General features: G+C 71.5%; 15 protein-coding genes. 11 read left to right on the top strand and 4 right to left on the bottom strand.

Annotated features, from left to right (window positions below; genetic code table 11):
- Positions 1–8 precede the first annotated feature (8 nt).
- Positions 9–1,370, top strand: a complete 1,362-nt coding sequence (locus tag ACTWP8_RS18330) for a rhodanese-like domain-containing protein (RefSeq protein ID WP_443323201.1) — start codon at positions 9–11, stop codon at positions 1,368–1,370.
- 183 nt (positions 1,371–1,553) lie between these two features.
- Here ACTWP8_RS18330 and ACTWP8_RS18325 read toward each other — a convergent pair whose 3' ends face one another.
- Together ACTWP8_RS18325 and ACTWP8_RS18320 are read right to left on the bottom strand one after the other, a co-directional pair.
- Positions 1,554–2,210 carry an MBL fold metallo-hydrolase gene (locus ACTWP8_RS18325; protein ID WP_443323200.1) on the bottom strand — a complete coding sequence of 219 codons (657 nt, stop codon included), beginning with the start codon at positions 2,208–2,210 and terminating at the stop codon, positions 1,554–1,556.
- A gap of 4 nt (positions 2,211–2,214) precedes the next feature.
- Entirely contained in the window at positions 2,215–2,955 is a 741-nt protein-coding gene (locus tag ACTWP8_RS18320) for a maleylpyruvate isomerase family mycothiol-dependent enzyme (protein ID WP_443323199.1), read from the bottom strand.
- Between the two features lie 179 nt (positions 2,956–3,134).
- Between ACTWP8_RS18320 and uvrA the strand changes: the two genes are divergently transcribed.
- Positions 3,135–6,086 (top strand): excinuclease ABC subunit UvrA, encoded by a 2,952-nt coding sequence (gene uvrA, locus ACTWP8_RS18315; RefSeq protein WP_443323198.1) that lies wholly within the window; start codon positions 3,135–3,137, stop codon positions 6,084–6,086.
- Positions 6,087–6,152: 66 nt separating this feature from the next.
- Here uvrA and ACTWP8_RS18310 read toward each other — a convergent pair whose 3' ends face one another.
- Positions 6,153–7,070: a carbohydrate kinase family protein gene (locus tag ACTWP8_RS18310; RefSeq protein ID WP_443323197.1), complete on the bottom strand. Its 918-nt coding sequence runs from the start codon at positions 7,068–7,070 to the stop codon at positions 6,153–6,155.
- A gap of 156 nt (positions 7,071–7,226) precedes the next feature.
- On the opposite strand from ACTWP8_RS18310, the gene ACTWP8_RS18305 reads away from it, so the two are divergent.
- Both ACTWP8_RS18305 and ACTWP8_RS18300 read left to right on the top strand, forming a co-directional pair.
- Complete coding sequence (locus tag ACTWP8_RS18305; protein WP_443323196.1) at positions 7,227–8,396, top strand: sensor histidine kinase; 1,170 nt, start codon at positions 7,227–7,229, stop codon at positions 8,394–8,396.
- The gene (locus tag ACTWP8_RS18300) at positions 8,393–9,049 is read left to right on the top strand and encodes a response regulator (protein WP_443323195.1); all 657 of its coding nucleotides are present in this window, start codon (positions 8,393–8,395) and stop codon (positions 9,047–9,049) included. Before ACTWP8_RS18305 ends, ACTWP8_RS18300 begins: the two co-directional genes overlap by 4 nt.
- Positions 9,050–9,334: 285 nt before the next feature.
- Here ACTWP8_RS18300 and ACTWP8_RS18295 read toward each other — a convergent pair whose 3' ends face one another.
- Positions 9,335–9,622 carry a hypothetical protein gene (locus ACTWP8_RS18295; RefSeq protein WP_443323194.1) on the bottom strand — a complete coding sequence of 96 codons (288 nt, stop codon included), beginning with the start codon at positions 9,620–9,622 and terminating at the stop codon, positions 9,335–9,337.
- A gap of 308 nt (positions 9,623–9,930) precedes the next feature.
- Here ACTWP8_RS18295 and uvrC point away from each other — a divergent pair, with 308 nt between their 5' ends.
- The 7 genes from uvrC to ACTWP8_RS18260 all read left to right on the top strand — a co-directional run bounded on the left by uvrC (position 9,931) and on the right by ACTWP8_RS18260 (position 18,532).
- Complete coding sequence (gene uvrC, locus ACTWP8_RS18290) at positions 9,931–12,000, top strand: excinuclease ABC subunit UvrC (RefSeq protein ID WP_443323193.1); 2,070 nt, start codon at positions 9,931–9,933, stop codon at positions 11,998–12,000.
- Positions 11,997–12,929 carry an RNase adapter RapZ gene (gene rapZ, locus ACTWP8_RS18285; RefSeq protein WP_443323192.1) on the top strand — a complete coding sequence of 311 codons (933 nt, stop codon included), beginning with the start codon at positions 11,997–11,999 and terminating at the stop codon, positions 12,927–12,929. The genes uvrC and rapZ overlap by 4 nt, the downstream gene beginning before the upstream one ends.
- Positions 12,926–14,008, top strand: a complete 1,083-nt coding sequence (locus ACTWP8_RS18280) for a gluconeogenesis factor YvcK family protein (RefSeq protein WP_443323191.1) — start codon at positions 12,926–12,928, stop codon at positions 14,006–14,008. Before rapZ ends, ACTWP8_RS18280 begins: the two co-directional genes overlap by 4 nt.
- A complete protein-coding gene (whiA, locus tag ACTWP8_RS18275; protein ID WP_443313528.1) occupies positions 13,999–14,988 on the top strand; it encodes a DNA-binding protein WhiA in 990 nt (329 codons plus the stop codon). Before ACTWP8_RS18280 ends, whiA begins: the two co-directional genes overlap by 10 nt.
- A gap of 560 nt (positions 14,989–15,548) precedes the next feature.
- Positions 15,549–15,983 (top strand): hypothetical protein, encoded by a 435-nt coding sequence (locus ACTWP8_RS18270; RefSeq protein ID WP_443323190.1) that lies wholly within the window; start codon positions 15,549–15,551, stop codon positions 15,981–15,983.
- A gap of 137 nt (positions 15,984–16,120) precedes the next feature.
- On the top strand, positions 16,121–17,125 hold the full coding sequence (gene gap / locus ACTWP8_RS18265) for a type I glyceraldehyde-3-phosphate dehydrogenase (protein ID WP_443323189.1): 1,005 nt from the start codon (positions 16,121–16,123) through the stop codon (positions 17,123–17,125).
- A gap of 192 nt (positions 17,126–17,317) precedes the next feature.
- The gene (locus tag ACTWP8_RS18260) at positions 17,318–18,532 is read left to right on the top strand and encodes a phosphoglycerate kinase (protein WP_443323188.1); all 1,215 of its coding nucleotides are present in this window, start codon (positions 17,318–17,320) and stop codon (positions 18,530–18,532) included.
- The last annotated feature ends 76 nt before the right edge of the window (positions 18,533–18,608 follow it).

Here is an 18,608-nt window from a genome sequence, read left to right as displayed (position 1 = left end):
AGGTTCGTATGCACGCCATCGACACCCTGGACACGGCCGGCCTCGGCAACCGCAGCTATCTCGTCGCCGGTCCCCGGACGGCCGCGGTCGTGGATCCTCCGCGCGACATCGACCGGGTGATCGCCGCGGCCGAGCGCTGCGGCGCCCGCATCGCGTACGTGGCCGAAACCCACGTCCACAACGACTACATCACCGGCGGCCTCGAACTGGCCCATGTCACCGGCGCCCGCTACCTCGTACCCGCCGGCGCCCAGGTGTCGTACGAGCGGACCGCGGTGGCCGACGGCGACACCATCCCGGTCGACGACGGCCTGGCGCTCGAGGCCGTCGCGACCCCGGGACACACCCCGCACCACACCACGTACGTCCTGCGCGACGACGGCCGCCCGGTCGCCGCCTTCACCGGGGGCTCGCTGCTGATCGGCACGGTCGGCCGCACCGACCTGGTCGAACCCCGCCTGACCGAGCAACTGGCCCGGGCCCAGCACGCCTCCGCGCACCGGCTGGCCGACCGCCTCCCCGAGGACACCCAAGTCCTGCCCACGCACGGCTTCGGCAGCTTCTGCGCGTCCGGCCCGTCGCGGGCGGCGGACCGTACGACCGTGGGTGCGGAGCGCAGGAGGAACGATGCGCTGGTCCAGGACGTCGACACGTTCGTGGCGCGGCTGCTGGCGGGCCTGGACGACGTGCCCGCGTACTACGCGCACATGGGGCCCGTGAACGCCACCGGGCCCCCGCCCGTGGACCTGACCCCGCCGAAGGCCGCGGACGCCTCCGGTATCGCGGCCCGGCTGAGGGCGGGGGAGTGGGTCGTGGACCTGCGCAACCGGGTGGCGTTCGCCGCGGGGCACGTGCGCGGCTCGTACAACTTCGAGGGCGAGGGCCAGTTGGCCACCTACCTGGCCTGGCTGATGCCATGGGGCAAGCCCGTCACGCTGCTGGCCGAGACGCCAGGACAGGTCGCCGACGCCCAGCGCGAGCTGGCCCGCGTCGGCATCGACCGTCCGGCCGCGGCGGCCACCGGCGAACCGGCGGACTGGGTCGCGGGGGACGACCGGCCCAGCGGCTTCCGGCGGGCGGGCTTCGGTGCCCTGGCGGAGGCGGTGCGGCGCGGTGATCAGCCGGTCGTCCTCGACGTGCGCCGGGACTCCGAGTACGCGGACCGGGCTCTGGCGGGCTCGGTGCACATCCCGATTCACGAGCTGTACGGGCGGCTGGCGGAGGTGCCGCCCGGGACGGTCTGGACGCACTGCGCGAGCGGCATGCGCGCCGCGACGGCGGCGTCGATGCTGGACGCGGCCGGACGCACGGTCGTCCTGATCGACGACCACTTCGAGGCGGCGTACGAGGCGGGGCTGGCGGTGGTGTGAGAGCGGTGGCGTGAGACGGGCGAGCGTCGCTTCGCCGGGGTGCGGGCATTCGTTCCGCAGGGCGGAACAGGTGGGCGCACCCCGGCCACCGGGCTGCACACGGCGAGGATGCGCCCCCCGCCGGGGGGTCCCCGTTTCGTCCGCGTCTACGGCAGCCCCGCGGAACGAATGCCCGCAACGCGGTCACCACCCGCGCTTGCGCCACTCCGGCAGGTGCGGGCGCTCGGCGCCCAGCGTCGTGTCGTTGCCGTGGCCGGGGTAGACCCAGGTCTCGTCCGGGAGCGCGTCGAAGAGCTTGGTCTCGACGTCGTGGATGAGGGTGGCGAAGGCGTCCGGGTCGTTGTGCGTGTTCCCGACCCCTCCCGGGAACAGGCAGTCGCCGGTGAACACGTGCGCGTGCCCGTGCGGGTCGTCGTAGACCAGGGCGATGCTTCCCGGGGTGTGCCCGACGAGGTGGCGCGCGGTCAGCTCGACCCGTCCGACGCGGATCGTGTCGCCGTCGTCCACCAGGACATCGGTCGGTACGGGGATGCCCGCCGCGTCGTGGCGGCCCGCGTACGTCCGCGCTCCGGTGGCCTCGACGACCTCGGCCAGCGCCTGCCAGTGGTCGGCGTGCTGGTGGGTGGTGACCACCGAGGCGATGCCGCCGTCCCCGATGAGGGTGAGCAGGGTCCGCGGCTCGTTCGCCGCGTCGATCAGCAACTGCACATCCGTGGCGCGGCAGCGCAGCAGGTAGGCGTTGTTCTCCATGGGGCCGACCGCCACCTTGGAGATCATCAGGTCCGTCAGCTCGTGCACATCCGCGGGTCCGCCGACCGTCACAACTCCGCTGTACGTCATGCCGTCAGCCTAGCGGCGGGAGGTCGGGCAGGGCGGAGCCGTGGGCGTCGAGTCCGGCGCCGTCGGAGCGGCCCGTGAGCCAGCCGAGCAGGGCGGCCGCGGGCCCGCTGACCACGGCCTCGACACCACCGTCCGCACGGCCCGCACGCCCCGTACGCCAGGCGCGGCCGTCGTCCGTGCGGATCTCCAGGGCCGGGACGTCGGGGCGGCCCGCGAACCGCTCGCCCGCGACGTACTCCAGGTCGCGGGCGACGAAGGAGTCCGGGAGGTCCTCGACCTCGCAGCCGGTGCCGAGGTCGACATGGTGCAGCTCGACCTCGATGAGGCGGCGGAAGGGCACCCGCTCGGCGAGGTCGGTGACGCCGCCCCGCAACTCGACGGTCCGCTGCCACGCCTCGGGATGAAGCGCGGCGGCCGCGGTGTTGAAACGGTCGGCGCTCGCGAGCAGGTCCTCGATGTGGGCGGCGAGCGGGCGCTGCGCGTCGCGCTCGATGTCCGCCGCCCGGATCTCGGCGCTTGCGTACATCGGGATGTGGGTGCCGGTGCGCGCCGAGGTGAGGACGTTGACCATGGCGTCGGCGTTGCGCGCGAGGTGGGCGAGCACATGGCCGCGCGACCAGCCCGGGAGCCGGGACGGCTCACGGAGCGCCGCGTCGTCCAGCTTGCGCACCGTCGCGAGCAGCCGGCCGGTGGCCTCCTGGACGGCGGCCGTGTCCTGGACGTGGTCGATCACGTGATCATTCATGACTCGACGCTATCGCCGACACACGTTCGGGTGAAGGAGGTGAAGGGTCCCCGTAAATCGAATGCGCGTGCTATAGGCTCAGCTCTGGCATCAATAAGACATCGCTGTGGCGCCCCCCATACCCTGGACCGCGGGGGTGCGGCGCACCTCCGCCTCTCTCAAGAAAGGTGCCGACCGGCGTGGCCGACCGTCTCATCGTCCGTGGCGCTCGCGAGCACAACCTCAAGAACGTCTCGCTCGACCTGCCCCGGGACTCCCTTATCGTCTTCACCGGCCTGTCGGGTTCCGGCAAGTCCTCCCTCGCCTTCGACACAATCTTCGCCGAGGGGCAGCGGCGTTACGTCGAGTCGCTCTCCTCGTACGCGCGCCAGTTCCTGGGCCAGATGGACAAGCCCGATGTGGACTTCATCGAGGGCCTGTCCCCGGCCGTGTCCATCGACCAGAAGTCGACCTCGCGCAACCCGCGCTCGACGGTCGGCACGATCACCGAGGTCTACGACTACCTCCGCCTCCTCTTCGCCCGCATCGGAAAGCCGCACTGCCCCGAGTGCGGCCGCCCGATCTCCCGGCAGTCGCCACAGGCGATCGTCGACAAGGTGCTCGGCCTGAAGGAGGGCAGCCGCTTCCAGGTGCTCTCGCCGCTGGTGCGCGAGCGCAAGGGCGAGTTCGTCGACCTCTTCTCCGACCTCCAGACCAAGGGCTACAGCCGGGCCCGGGTCGACGGGCAGACGATCCAGCTGGCCGACCCGCCGAAGCTGAAGAAGCAGGAGAAGCACACCATCGAGGTGGTCGTGGACCGCCTCACCGTCAAGGAGAGCGCGAAGCGGCGGCTGACGGACTCGGTCGAGACAGCGCTGGGGCTCTCCGGCGGGATGGTGATCCTCGACTTCGTCGACCTCGACGAGGACGACCCGCAGCGCGAGCGGATGTTCTCCGAGCACCTCTACTGCCCGTACGACGACCTGTCCTTCGAGGAGCTGGAGCCGCGCTCCTTCTCCTTCAACTCGCCCTTCGGCGCCTGCCCCGACTGCACCGGTATCGGCACGCGCATGGAGGTCGACCCCGAGCTGATCGTGCCGGACCCGGAGAAGTCGCTCGACGAGGGCGCCATCAGCCCGTGGTCGCACGGCCACACCAAGGACTACTTCGCCCGGCTGACCGGCGCCCTCGCGGACGCGCTGGGCTTCCGTACGGACATCCCGTGGGAGGGACTGCCGCAGCGCGCGAAGAAGGCTCTGCTGCAGGGCCACCGGACGCAGATCGAGGTGCGGTACCGCAACCGCTACGGGCGGGAGCGCGCGTACACGACCTCCTTCGAGGGCGCGGTGCCGTTCGTCAAGCGGCGGCACTCGGAGGCGGAGAGCGACAGCAGCCGGGAGCGCTTCGAGGGTTATATGCGCGAGGTGCCCTGCCCGACCTGTGAGGGGACCCGGCTCAAGCCGATCGTTCTCGCGGTCACGCTGCAGGGGAGGTCCATCGCGGAGATCTCCGCGATGTCGATCAGCGACTGTGCCGACTTCCTGCGGGAGATGAAGCTCACCGCCCGTGAGAAGACCATCGCCGAGCGGGTGCTGAAGGAGGTCAACGAGCGGCTGCGCTTCCTGGTCGACGTGGGCCTGGACTATCTGTCGCTGAACCGCGCGGCGGGCACACTGTCGGGCGGCGAGGCACAGCGCATCCGGCTCGCCACGCAGATCGGCTCCGGTCTGGTCGGCGTGCTGTACGTGCTGGACGAGCCGTCGATCGGCCTCCACCAGCGCGACAATCACCGGCTGATCGAGACCCTCGTACGGCTCCGGGACCTCGGCAACACGCTGATCGTCGTGGAGCACGACGAGGACACCATCAAGACCTCGGACTGGGTGGTGGACATCGGCCCGGGCGCGGGCGAGCACGGCGGCAAGGTGGTGCACAGCGGCCCGCTGAAGGAGCTGCTGGGCAACGAGAAGTCGATGACCGGGCTGTACCTGGCCGGCAAGAAGTCCATCCCGACGCCGGACATCCGGCGGCCCGTCAACGGCACACAGCGGCTCACGGTGCGCGGCGCCCGGGAGAACAACCTCCAGGACATCGACGTGTCCTTCCCGCTCGGCGTGTTCACCGCCGTGACCGGCGTGTCCGGGTCCGGTAAGTCGACGCTGGTGAACGACATTCTGTACACGCACCTGGCGCGGGAGCTGCAAGGCGCCAGGACGGTGCCCGGTCGGCACACGCGCGTGGACGGCGATGACCTGGTCGACAAGGTGGTGCACGTCGACCAGTCACCCATCGGCCGCACCCCCCGGTCCAATCCGGCGACGTACACCGGTGTCTTCGACCACGTCAGGAAGCTCTTCGCGGAGACGATGGAAGCGAAGGTGCGCGGCTATCTGCCGGGCCGCTTCTCCTTCAACGTCAAGGGCGGGCGCTGCGAGAACTGCTCCGGCGATGGCACCATCAAGATCGAGATGAACTTCCTGCCGGATGTGTACGTGCCGTGCGAGGTCTGCCACGGCGCGCGCTACAACCGGGAGACCCTGGAGGTCCACTACAAGGGCAAGTCCATCGCCGAGGTGCTGGACATGCCGATCGAGGAGGCACTCGACTTCTTCGAGGCCGTGCCGACCATCTCGCGCCACCTGCGGACGCTGAACGAGGTCGGGCTCGGGTACGTCCGCCTCGGGCAGCCGGCGCCGACGCTCTCCGGCGGCGAGGCGCAGCGCGTGAAGCTCGCGAGCGAGCTGCAGAAGCGCTCGACGGGCCGGACGGTGTACGTGCTGGACGAGCCGACGACGGGCCTGCACTTCGACGACATCAGCAAGCTGATCAGGGTGCTGTCGGGTCTGGTCGACAAGGGCAACACCGTGATCGTCATCGAGCACAACCTCGATGTGATCAAGACGGCGGACTGGATCGTCGACATGGGCCCGGAGGGCGGCAGCGGCGGCGGCCTGGTGGTCGCCGAGGGCACGCCGGAGGAGGTCGCGGCGGTCCCGGCGAGCCACACCGGGAAGTTCCTGCGGGACCTGCTGGGGGAGCGGGTCAGTGACGCGGTCCCGCAACAGCGCTCGGCGGCGAAGAAGCCCGCCGTGGTGAAGAAGCCCGCCGTCGCGAAGAAGACGGCGAGAACGGCGAAGGCACGCCGGGCGTAGGGGAGACCGGAGGAACCGCGAGCGGGGTGCGGCGGGGCGGCGCCTGCCGCGCCCGGGCATCCTGCGTTAGTCCGCCAGTTCCGCCGCGTACGGCGGCTCCGCGCCCGCGCGGGAGCAGGTGATCGCCGCCGCGCGGGCGGCGAAGCCGAGGATGTCCCGCCACTCGTCCGCGCCGAGCCCCGCCACAGCGCCGGGCGACAGCGCGTCGTGCGCGGCCAGCCGGTGGAGCAACGCAGCGTTCACCGTGTCGCCCGCCCCGATCGTGTCCACCACGTCCACCTTCTCGCCCGGCACGGCGAACTCGCCGCCGTCCCGGGTCAGCACCCGCACCCCGTCCGCCCCATGCGTGAGCACCACCGCAGCGGGCCCGGCCGCCAGCCACTCGCGCGGCGTGCCGCCGAGCCAGTCCGCGTCCTCCTCCGACAGCTTCAGCAGGGCGGTGTGCGGCAGCCAGGAGCGGAAGCGCGCCCGGTAGGCGTCCGCGTCGGGGATCAGCGCGGCCCGGACGTTCGGGTCGAGGGCGGTGAACAGTCCGCGCCCGGCCTCCCGCCGCAGCAATTGCTCGTACGCGCTCGCGCCCGGCTCCAGTACCAGCGAGCAGGTGCCCAGTGACACCGCGCGGGCGCTGTCCGGCAGCCGCTGCGGCAGCTCGAAGAGACGGTCGGCCGTGCCCTCGACGTAGAAGCCGTAGCCCGCCGAGCCGTCGGCGCCGATCGCGGCGAGCGCGAGCGTAGTGGGCTCCGGGCCCCGCTGGACCAGCGAGGTGTCCACCCCGTCGGCGCGCAGCCCGCGCAGCAGCGCCTCCCCGAAGGCGTCCGTCGATACGCGTGAGCAGAAGGCGACGGGGGAGCCCAGCCGGCCGAGCGCCACCGCCGTGTTGTACGGGCCGCCGCCGCGCCGCGGCAGCAGGGCAGGCAGCTCGGCATCCCCGGGCCCCGCAGCCGGGACGAGGTCGATCAGGGCTTCTCCCGCTACGACGATCACCGGCCGCATCCTCCCTCTGAGATGTCCGTCCGCCCACCTGCGGCGAGCACGTGGAGGCGAGTGTGTCAGCAGGTAGGGTCGGGCCGCATCACCAGGACCGACCGGTGAAGCACGCTGGAGGATCGCATCGCCATACGCCTTCCGGGACGGCTGCGGGTGGCGGTGCCCGCGCGCCCGCTGTGGTGGGAGAGCCGCCGCGCCATGCTGTTCGACGCGTGCGTCGCGCTGGGCTGTGCCGTGGTCCCCGTCCTGTTCGTGGCATTCGACGACCATCCCTGGGGGATTCCGGCGCCCGTCTTCTTCGTCCTGTCGATCGTGCTGGGTCTCGCACTGATCGGACGCCGCCGCATGCCCTTGGCGCTGTGCGTGGCCGCCCTCCTCGTCACGCCCCTCGAGGTCACCTTCCCCGTACTGCCCGTGTGCCTGTACTCGCTGGCCAAATACGGTCGCAGCCGCCGCACGCTCCTGCTGATCTCCACGGTTGCGGTCCTCGCCGTCACCGCCACGGCGGTGTTCGTCGAGGCGCGCGGCTTCGCGCCCGAGTTCCTGGTGAACGGCATCGGCCTCCTCGTCGTCGTGCCTGTGCTGGCCGGCATGTATGCGGGAGCGCGACGGCTGATGCTGGAGAGCCTGCGGGAGAGGGCAGAGCGACTGGAACGGGAACAGGAACTGCTCGGCCGCCAGGCCCGCATGGAGGAGCGGACGCGGATAGCGCGGGAGATGCACGACGTGGTCGCGCACCGGGTGAGCCTCATGGTGATCCGCTCCGGGGCTCTGGAGGTCTCGGTGAGCGACCGGAAGACCGCCGAGGCCGCCGAACTCATCGGCGAGATCGGCCGGCAGGCCCTGGAGGAGCTGCGCCAGGTGCTGGGTGTGCTGCGGCCCGAGGAGAGTGCGGAGAGCGAGTCCGGTGCGCCGCGCACACCGCAGCCCACCCTGGAGGATCTGCCCACGCTGGTCGAGCAGTCACGCGGTACCGGCATGCGGATCGAACTGGCCCGGTCCGGTACGTGCCGCCCGCTGGACGTGACAGCGGAGCGCACCGTCTACCGCCTCGTCCAGGAGGCGCTGACCAATGTGCACAAACACGCGGGAGGCTCCGCCACCCGCGTCCACCTCCGCTACGCGGCCGACGCGCTGCATCTCACCGTGGACAATGAGGTGCCCGCAGCACCCCTGACCCCCCTGCTCCCCAGTGGCGGCAACGGCCTGGTAGGGCTCCGGGAACGCGTCGCCGTGCTGGGCGGATCCTTCGAGGCCGGACCACGGGAGGACGGCGGCTTCCGGGTCTCCGCCGTCATACCCACGAGAGGAACAGCGCCATGAGCATCCGCGTGCTGCTCGCCGACGACGAAGACCTGGTCAGAGCCGGCCTCGCCATGATCCTTCAGGCCGACCCGGACATCAGCCTGGTGGCCGAGGCCTGCAACGGTTCCGAGGCAGTGCAGTTGACCCGCGCACACCGGCCGGACGTAATCCTGATGGATATCCGGATGCCGCTCATGGACGGACTGGCCGCGACCCGGCAGATCACCCAACTGCCCGGCAGCCCCAAGGTGGTGGTGCTCACCACGTTCGACCTGGACGAGTACGTGCACGCGGCCCTGCAGGCCGGGGCGATGGGCTTCCTCCTCAAGAACACCCGCCCCCGCGACCTCGCCCAGGCGGTCAGGACCGTCAACGACGGGGACGCCCTGCTCGCCCCGTCGGTGACCCGCCGCCTGATCTCCACGTTCGCCGCTCGCGAGACATCCCGGGAGGCGGACGCCCGCAGCCGTACGTCCGCGCTGACCGAACGCGAACGCGAGGTGCTTCGCCTCGTCGGCGACGGCCAGTCCAATGCCGAGATCGCCGCCTGTCTGCACGTGAGCAAAGCCACCGTGAAGACCCACATGACCCGGCTCCTGGCCAAACTGCAGTGCGCCAACCGCGTCCAGGCCGCGATCCTCGCCCACGACGCAGGGCTCCTCCGGGCGTAACCGGTCAGGAGTGGGCCAGGGGCGGGGAGCACGGCGACGGTGACCCGGCCGGCGCGAACGGTGAACGAGAGGTCGTCCACCGCCGCCTTCCTGCCGTAGCACTTGGTCAGGCCTCCGGCCTCCCGCATTCCTGCGCTCACGAGCGCTCCCTTCCGCACGGCTTGCGATGGCTGTCCGCGTCCGGACCCGAGCACCGTAGGGACCCGGCACCGCAGGCCGGGACGCCCGAAAGTCGGCCGCTCGTCCATCCGTTGGTCGGCACGCGGGTCCGCCTGTCGGACCACCTCAGGCCTCCACGGCACCGGTCAGGGCTCCCGCCGCGACGGCACCCGCGATGGTGCGGGGGACGGGGCCCGCCACAGCGCGCTGGGCAAGGCGGATGCGGATCCGCGGATCGAGGGCGCGACCGTGCCCGTCTGCGCTCCCGCACCCGAGTTCGTGGCGGGCCGGGCCGATGTGCCGGTCGCCCGGCTGGAGTTCCTCGCCACGGACATGCTGCGCGGGGCGCGCGTGGTGCCGCTGGACGGCGACGCCGTACGGGCCGTGGGGCGCGGGCACCACGGTTGGATGCATACCGGCACGGGTGCGCGAGGCCTACGGGGGCGAGCTGCCCGGGTCGGCGTACGACGGTGCGACGGGGCCGGGGGATAAGGGCGGGGCGCAGCCGCCGCCTCAGCCGCCGCCCCGGCGCAGCCTCAGGAGGCGGCGGGGGGCCGGCGTGATTCGCCGACTCCGGCATCGCCTTGCCGGGGCCCGTGCCGGGGGCTCGTGCCGGGGCTCATGCCCGGGCGCGGCCGGCAGCGCAGGTCGTCTCCCGATCGTCTCCCGAGCTCGCTCGCCGCAGGCGACCTCGTGTCACCGCTCGCCAGTAGGGTGAGAGCATGGCCGACCCCAGCAGCTACCGACCCAAGCCGGGACAGATCCCCGACTCGCCGGGGGTCTACAGGTTCCGCGACGAACACCGGCGGGTGATCTACGTCGGGAAGGCGAAGAGCCTGCGCCAGCGGCTCTCCTCGTACTTCCAGGACCTCGCCGGGCTGCACCCGCGCACCCGGACCATGGTCACCACCGCCGCGTCCGTCGAGTGGACCGTCGTCTCCACCGAGGTCGAGGCACTGCAGCTGGAGTACTCCTGGATCAAGGAGTTCGACCCGCGGTTCAACGTCAAGTACCGCGACGACAAGAGCTACCCGTCCCTGGCCGTCACCCTCAACGAGGAGTTCCCGCGGGTCCAGGTGATGCGCGGGCCGAAGAGGAAGGGCGTGCGCTACTTCGGGCCGTACGCTCACGCCTGGGCCATCCGCGAGACGGTGGACCTGATGCTGCGGGTCTTCCCCGTACGCACCTGCTCCGCCGGGGTCTTCAAGCGGTCGCACCAGATCGGCCGCCCCTGCCTGCTCGGCTACATCGGCAAGTGCTCCGCGCCGTGCGTCGGCCGGGTCACGCCCGAGGAGCACCGCGAACTCGCCGAGGAGTTCTGCGACTTCATGGCCGGCCGCACCGGAACCTATCTGCGCCGCCTGGAGAAGCAGATGCAGGAGGCCGCGGAAGAGCTGGAGTACGAGCGGGCGGCCCGGCTGCGGGACGACATCGAAGCGCTGCGCCGCGCGATGGAGAAGAACGCCGTCGTCCTCGCGGACGCCACCGACGCCGACCTGATCGCGGTCGCCGAGGACGAGCTGGAGGCCGCCGTCCAGATCTTCCACGTCCGCGGCGGCCGGGTGCGCGGCCAGCGCGGCTGGGTCACCGACAAGGTGGAGGCCGTCGACACCGCCGGGCTCGTCGAGCACGCGCTCCAGCAGCTGTACGGCGAGGAGAGCGGCGAGGGCGTGCCGCGCGAGGTCCTCGTGCCCGCCCTCCCGGACCCCGTCGAGCCGGTCGCCCAGTGGCTCTCCGACCGCCGCGGCTCGAACGTCAGCCTCCGCATCCCCCAGCGCGGCGACAAGAAGGACCTGATGGCGACCGTGCAGCGGAACGCCCAGCAGGCGCTGGCGCTGCACAAGACCAAGCGCGCCTCCGACCTGACCACCCGCTCCCGCGCCCTTGAGGAGATCGCCGAGGCGCTGGAGCTGGACTCCGCGCCGCTGCGCATCGAGTGCTTCGACATCTCCCACCTCCAGGGGCAGGACGTCGTCGCGTCCATGGTCGTCTTCGAGGACGGGCTGGCCCGCAAAAGTGAGTACCGGCGGTTCCAGATCCGAGGGTTCGCCGGGCAGGACGACGTGCGGTCCATGCACGAGGTGATCAGTCGTCGCTTCCGCCGCTATCTGCTCGAGAAGCAGAAGACGGGCGAGTGGGACGAGGAACCGGCCGGCGAGAACGGTGAGAACGGGAACGGCGAGAACGGCGACGCGGACGCCGAAGCCCTGCCCGGCAGCCCCGTGGACCCCGAGACCGGCCGCCCGCGCCGCTTCGCCTACCCGCCCCAGCTCGTGGTCGTCGACGGCGGCCGGCCGCAGGTGGCGGCCGCGCAGCAGGCGCTCGACGAGCTCGGCATCGACGACGTGGCCGTCTGCGGCCTCGCCAAGCGCCTCGAGGAGGTCTGGCTGCCGAGCCAGGACGACCCGGTGGTCCTGCCGCGCACCAGCGAGGGGCTGTACCTCCTCCAGCGGGTCCGCGACGAGGCCCACCGCTTCGCCATCACGTACCAGCGCAGCAAGCGCGGCAAGCGGATGAAGGCCGGGCCGCTCGACACCGTCCCCGGCCTCGGCGAGACCCGCCGCCAGGCGCTGCTCAAGCACTTCGGCTCCTTGAAGCGGCTGCGGGCGGCCACCATCGACGAGATCTGCGAGGTGCCCGGCATCGGGCGCAAGACGGCCGAGACGATCGCGGTGGCCCTCGCGAAGGCGGCGCCCGCCGCACCGGCCGTGAACACCGCGACCGGGGAGATCATTGAAGACGAGGCCACCACGACGGCCGCGTCCTCATCGGAACGGGGGCAGGACAGATGACCGGCATCGACGGAGACGGAGAACAGGTGAGTACGGGCACGACAGCCGAGGGCGCCGCCGAGGCGGCGGCCATCCCGGAGCTGGTGATCATCTCTGGCATGTCGGGCGCGGGCCGCAGCACCGCGGCCAAGTGCCTGGAGGACCTCGGCTGGTTCGTGGTCGACAACCTCCCGCCCGCCCTGATCCCCACCATGGTGGACCTCGGGGCCCGCTCGCAGGGCAACGTCGCCCGTATCGCCGTTGTCGTCGACGTCCGCGGCCGCCGCTTCTTCGACAACCTCCGCGAGTCCCTGGCCGCACTCGACGCCAAGAGCGTCAAGCGCCGCGTGATTTTCCTGGAGGCGTCCGACGAGGCGCTCGTCCGCCGCTTCGAGTCCGTCCGCCGCCCGCACCCCCTCCAGGGCTCCGGCCGGATCGTCGACGGCATCGCCGCCGAGCGCGAGCTGCTGCGTGAACTGCGCGGCGACGCCGACCTGGTGATCGACACCTCCAGCCTCAACGTCCACGAGCTGCGCGCCAAGCTGGACGCCCAGTTCGCGGGCGAGGAGGAGCCGGAGCTGCGCGCCACCGTCATGTCGTTCGGCTACAAGTACGGCCTGCCCGTGGACGCCGACCTGGTCGTGGACTGCCGCTTCCTGCCCAACCCGCACTGGGTGCCGGAGCTGCGACCCTTCACCGGCCTCAACGACGAGGTCGCGAACTACGTCTTCAACCAGCCCGGCGCCAAGGAGTTCCTGGACCGCTACGCCGAGCTCCTCCAGCTCATCGCCACCGGCTACCGCCGCGAGGGCAAGCGCTACGTGACCGTCGCCGTCGGCTGCACCGGCGGCAAGCACCGCAGCGTCGCCATGTCCGAGAAGCTCGCCGCCCGCCTCGCGGCCGAAGGCGTCGAAACCGTCGTCGTCCACAGAGACATGGGGCGCGAGTGACGGCCGGTAAGTCCTCGCGGCTGGGGCGCGTACGGCGGCTGGTCCCGGAGCGTACGGGCTTCGGCACGGACCGTGCCCAAGGGCGCGCCCAGGCCCGTACGTTCCGCAGGCGCGGCACGCAGCCCAAGGTCGTCGCGCTCGGCGGCGGCCAGGGACTGTCCGCCTCGCTCGCCGCCCTGCGCCGCATCACCGGCGATCTGACCGCCGTCGTCACCGTCGCCGACGACGGGGGCTCGAGCGGCCGCCTCCGCGATGAGCTGGGCGTGCTGCCGCCGGGCGACCTGCGCAAGGCGCTGGCCGCGCTGTGCGGCGACGACGACTGGGGCCAGACCTGGGCCCGGGTCATCCAGCACCGCTTCGCGAGCGAGGGCGACCTGCACGGCCACGCCGTCGGCAATCTGCTGATCGTCGCCCTGTGGGAGCAGCTCGGCGACCACGTCAAGGCCCTGGAGTGGGTCGGCAGGCTGCTCGGCGCGCACGGCAGGGTGCTGCCCATGTCGGCCGTGCCGCTGGAGCTCGAGGCGCTGGTCCAGGGCCACGACCCGGCCACGCCCGGCGAGGTCACGACCGTACGCGGCCAGGCCACCGTCGCCCTGACTCCCGGCGAGGTCCAGTCCGTCCACCTGGTGCCGAACGACCCGCCGGCCGTGCCCGAGGCCGTCGAGGCGGTCCTCGACGCGGACTGGGTGGTGCTCGGCCCCGGCTCCTGGTTCTCGTCCGTGATCCCGCATCTCCTGGTGCCGCGGCTGCTCGACGCGCTCACGGAGACCAAGGCACGCCGGGTGCTGTCCCTGAACCTCGCGCCGCAGCCCGGCGAAACCGCGGGCTTCTCCCCGCAGCGTCATTTGGAGGTTTTGGCCCGACACGCCCCTAAACTCGCCTTCGACGTGGTGCTGGCCGACGAGGCCGCCGTGCCCGACCGGGACAGCCTGACGGACGCCGCCGAGCGGCTCGGCGGGACGGTCGAGCTGGCTCCCGTGGCCTCGCCCGACGGCTCGCCGAAGCATGATCCGGAGCTGTTGGCGGCCGCGTACGACCGTATTTTTCGGATGCATGGAAGGATCGGCCCATGGCGATGACGGCAGCGGTGAAGGATGAAATCTCCCGGCTCCCCGTCACCCGGACCTGCTGCCGGAAGTCGGAGGTTTCGTCGATCCTGCGGTTCGCGGGAGGACTGCACCTGGTCAGCGGCCGGATCGTGATCGAGGCCGAGCTGGACACGGGCATCGCGGCCCGGCGGCTCCGCAAGGACATCCTGGAGATCTTCGGGCACGCGTCCGACCTCGTGGTGATGGCGCCCGGCGGGCTGCGCCGCGGCAGCCGCTATGTCGTACGGGTCGTGGCGGGCGGTGACCAACTGGCCCGGCAGACCGGTCTGGTCGACGGCCGCGGCCGCCCGATCCGCGGCCTGCCGCCGCAGGTGGTCTCCGGCGCGACGTGCGACGCCGAGGCCGCCTGGCGCGGTGCCTTCCTCGCCCACGGCTCGCTCACCGAGCCCGGCAGGTCCTCCTCTCTGGAGGTGACCTGCCCGGGCCCGGAGGCGGCGCTGGCGCTGGTCGGCGCGGCCCGGCGGCTCGGCATCGCGGCCAAGGCCCGCGAGGTACGGGGCGTGGACCGGGTCGTCGTACGGGACGGGGACGCGATCGGCGCGCTGCTGACCCGGCTCGGCGCGCACGAGTCCGTACTGGCCTGGGAGGAGCGGCGGATGCGCCGCGAGGTCCGCGCCACCGCCAACCGGCTCGCCAACTTCGACGACGCCAACCTGCGCCGGTCGGCGCGGGCCGCCGTCGCCGCGGGCGCGCGCGTGCAGCGGGCGCTGGAGATCCTGGGCGAGGACGTGCCGGAGCATCTCGCGGCCGCGGGCCGGCTGCGGATGGAGCACAAGCAGGCCTCGCTGGAGGAGCTGGGCGCGCTCGCCGACCCGCCGCTCACCAAGGACGCGGTGGCCGGCCGTATCCGCCGACTGCTGGCCATGGCCGACAAGCGGGCCCAGGACCTCGGCATCCCGGGCACGGAGTCGAACCTCACGGAGGAGATGGCCGACGGCATGGTCGGCTGACCGGTCGCCGCACCCACCTATTCGCCCTCGGCGCACTTATCCGGCGCCGGGGGCAGCCGTTCGGTGTCGCTCCGCGTGGTGTAACTCATTCGGCTCCGGATCGTTTGTTCCGCCGCGATGTGGCAGGAACCAGTGTGATCGCCGGGGGCGGTACGTCCTGGACGCCAAGGCGCTCTTCTCATCTACCGCATACCGCAGCGAGAGTGGGCAGGCCGCGTGGCCGCCAACTGGGCCATCAAGTACACGATCTCGTTCGACAACGGGCGTTGTTACTTGGATGCGGCGTGGCAGATCCCCGCCCCGCCCGAGGAACGCCTGGGTTTGGCCGTGCGACGTCGAGAAGAGAAGACCGCGCCCCGCCCAGAGGGCGGAAGCAACTGGGTTGCGTGCGCGGCCCAGTGGCGCGGAGGACCATCGTCCGAAGCCGCACTCCCAAGAGCCGAGTCTGCCGGCCGCAGCAGGGCGAAAGCAGACTCCACGAGGCCCGCACATGATGCGGCACGCCAACGGACGTCGGCCAAACCCAGTCCGCCCAGGCCCGTTCGGGCGGGCCGCTGAGAGTGCCCTCGCAACCGGGCCCTCCGCTCCTCAGCGCTCAGGAACGGGCTCATGAGACGCAGGGCCGACCAAGGCCCTCGCCGACAGCAAGCACAAGGCCGTCGTCTGACAAGGCCGTCGTCTGGGACGTCGCCACCCAGGGCGCGCTCCACCACCTCGGCATCCTGAGTCACTTCCGCACCGTCCTCTGGTATCCCGGCGCGGGCCAGGACGACGGGGGATTCGAGACGGCGCTGGGCCCCTGGGCCGTTCAGGGACCGCCGCCCGGCAGTCAGGTGACCGGCGCGGACTGGGCCCGCTCCAAGGAGCTGTTCCGCTCCTCGGCCGCGGTGACCACCCGTGACACCGTGCTCCTCGGCTTCGGTCTGGAGCATGTCGCCCGTGTGAACGAGAGGTCTCGGCTGATCGCGGCAGCGCTGCGCGCCCTCCGCCGCTGACCCCCGAATCCAGGGCCGTGTCCCCGGCCGCCCGATGTCACCCCATGCGCCGGAGAGGGGTAGGGTCGGGGGTGGTCGGGGACATCCCATACAGCTCGCCGGAGTGCAAACCGGCGTACCAACGAGGAGATCGGTTCGTGACGATCCGCGTAGGCATCAACGGCTTTGGCCGTATCGGCCGCAACTACTTCCGGGCGCTCCTGGAGCAGGGTGCGGACATCGAGATCGTCGGTGTCAACGACCTGACCGACAACGCCACCCTGGTCCACCTGCTCAAGTACGACTCCATCCTGGGCCGGCTGAAGCACGAGGTCAGCCACACCGACGACACCATCACGGTGGGTAACCAGACCTTCAAGACGATGGCGGAGCGCGACCCGGCGCAGCTCCCGTGGGGCGAGCTCGGTGCCGATGTCGTCATCGAGTCCACCGGCATCTTCACCAAGCGCGAGGACGCCGCGAAGCACCTCGCCGCCGGAGCGAAGAAGGTCCTGATCTCCGCGCCCGCCAAGGACGAGGACATCACCATCGTGATGGGCGTCAACCAGGACAAGTACGACACCGCCAACCACCACGTCATCTCCAACGCCTCCTGCACCACCAACTGTGTGGCGCCGATGGCCAAGGTCCTCGACGAGAGCTTCGGCATCGTCAAGGGCATGATGACGACGGTCCACGCCTACACCAACGACCAGCGCATCCTGGACTTCCCGCACAAGGACCTGCGCCGCGCCCGCGCCGCCGCGGAGAACATCATTCCGACCTCCACCGGTGCCGCCAAGGCCACCGCGCTGGTCCTCCCGCAGCTCAAGGGCAAGCTGGACGGCATCGCCATGCGCGTCCCGGTGCCGACCGGCTCGGTCACCGACCTCGTGATCGAGCTCGACCGCGAGGTCACCAAGGACGAGATCAACTCCGCCTTCCAGAAGGCCGCCGAGGGCCAGCTCAAGGGCATCCTGGAGTACACCGAGGACCCGATCGTCTCCTCGGACATCGTCAACTGGCCCGCATCCTGCACCTTCGACTCGCAGCTGACCATGGTCCAGGGCAAGCAGGTCAAGGTCGTCGGCTGGTACGACAACGAGTGGGGCTACTCCAACCGCCTCGTCGACCTGACCGTCTTCGTCGGCGGCCGGCTCTGAGTTCAGAGCAGGCGACTCGATGTGAGTGACAGGGCTCGCGCAGCGCACAGCGCGCCGCACGGGCCCTGTTACCCCTTTTGCGGCTGAATCGCCGCCGCTCTCGCGGAGGTGGCTGCTCGCCGTGCGGGTTGCTCAATTCATGGTTGCTCTGTTCCTCGTGAAGCGTTGCGCCGCTGCTAGGAGTCCACTCTCATGAAGACGATCGACGACCTCCTCAAGGAGGGCCAGGTCGCGGGCAGGCGGGTCTTCGTCCGCGCCGACCTGAACGTGCCGCTGGACGGCACGATCATCACCGACGACGGCCGGATCCGCGCCGTCCTCCCGACGATCGCCAAGCTCGCCGACGCCGGCGCCAAGGTGATCGTCGCCTCTCACCTGGGCCGCCCCAAGGGCGCCCCTGACCCGCAGTTCTCGCTCGCCCCCGCCGCCGCGCGGCTCGGCGAACTCCTCGGCAAGGACGTCGCCTTCGCCACCGACACGGTCGGCGAGTCCGCCCGTAGCACGGTCGCGGGTCTGTCCGACGGCCAGGTCGCGGTGCTGGAGAACCTTCGCTTCAACCCCGGCGAGACCAGCAAGGACGACGCCGAGCGCGGCGCCTTCGCCGACCAGCTGGCGGCCCTGGCCGACGTGTACGTGGGCGACGGCTTCGGCGCCGTGCACCGCAAGCACGCCTCGGTCTACGACCTCCCGGCCCGCCTCCCGCACGCCGCGGGCGGACTCATCGCGGCCGAGGTCGGCGTCCTGAAGCAGCTCACCGAGGACGTCAAGCGCCCGTACGCCGTCGTCCTCGGCGGCGCCAAGGTCTCCGACAAGCTCGGCGTCATCGACCACCTGCTGGAGAAGGCCGACCGCATCCTCATCGGCGGCGGCATGGCGTACACCTTCCTCAAGGCCCAGGGCCACGAGGTCGGCATGTCGCTGCTCCAGGAGGACCAGATCCCGGCCGTGCAGGCGTACCTGCAGCGGGCCGAGGAGCGCGGCGTGGAGTTCGTCCTCCCCGTCGACGTGCTGATCGCCACCGAGTTCCCGGACCTGAAGACCAAGGCGCCGGCGAATCCGTCGGTCGTCGCCGCGGACGCCATCCCGGCCGACCAGGAGGGCCTGGACATCGGCCCGGAGACCCGCAAGCTGTACGCCTCGAAGCTCGCCGACGCGGCCACCGTCTTCTGGAACGGCCCGATGGGCGTCTTCGAGCACCCCGACTACGCCGAGGGCACCCGCGCAGTCGCCCAGGCCCTGATCGACAGCCCTGCCTTCACCGTCGTCGGCGGCGGCGACTCGGCCGCGGCCGTCCGGATCCTGGGCTTCGACGAGAACGCTTTCGGCCACATTTCGACCGGCGGCGGCGCGAGCCTCGAGTACCTCGAGGGCAAGACGCTTCCCGGCCTCGCAGCACTGGAGGACTGAGCTGCGTGAGCGACGCACGCGCGGCCGCCGGGCCGCAGACATGCACGAAACCCGCACCTCTGCGCCGCGCGGGCGG

It is taken from the genome of Streptomyces sp. 7N604 (assembly GCF_052245475.1).
Classification (GTDB): Bacteria; Actinomycetota; Actinomycetes; order Streptomycetales; family Streptomycetaceae; genus Streptomyces.
Note: the sequence above shows the minus strand (reverse complement) of the source record. Positions and strands in the feature narration are given on the sequence as shown.

Excerpts from the sequence above, each read along its gene's own strand:
- ACTWP8_RS18330 (WP_443323201.1), top strand. The coding sequence starts at position 9 with ATGCACGCCATCGACACCCTGGACACGGCCGGCCTCGGCAACCGCAGC.
- ACTWP8_RS18325 (WP_443323200.1), bottom strand. The coding sequence starts at position 2,210 with ATGACGTACAGCGGAGTTGTGACGGTCGGCGGACCCGCGGATGTGCAC.
- ACTWP8_RS18320 (WP_443323199.1), bottom strand. The coding sequence starts at position 2,955 with ATGAATGATCACGTGATCGACCACGTCCAGGACACGGCCGCCGTCCAG.
- ACTWP8_RS18300 (WP_443323195.1), top strand. The coding sequence starts at position 8,393 with ATGAGCATCCGCGTGCTGCTCGCCGACGACGAAGACCTGGTCAGAGCC.
- ACTWP8_RS18295 (WP_443323194.1), bottom strand. The coding sequence starts at position 9,622 with ATGCATCCAACCGTGGTGCCCGCGCCCCACGGCCCGTACGGCGTCGCC.
- uvrC (WP_443323193.1), top strand. The coding sequence starts at position 9,931 with ATGGCCGACCCCAGCAGCTACCGACCCAAGCCGGGACAGATCCCCGAC.
- rapZ (WP_443323192.1), top strand. The coding sequence starts at position 11,997 with ATGACCGGCATCGACGGAGACGGAGAACAGGTGAGTACGGGCACGACA.
- whiA (WP_443313528.1), top strand. The coding sequence starts at position 13,999 with ATGGCGATGACGGCAGCGGTGAAGGATGAAATCTCCCGGCTCCCCGTC.
- ACTWP8_RS18260 (WP_443323188.1), top strand. The coding sequence starts at position 17,318 with ATGAAGACGATCGACGACCTCCTCAAGGAGGGCCAGGTCGCGGGCAGG.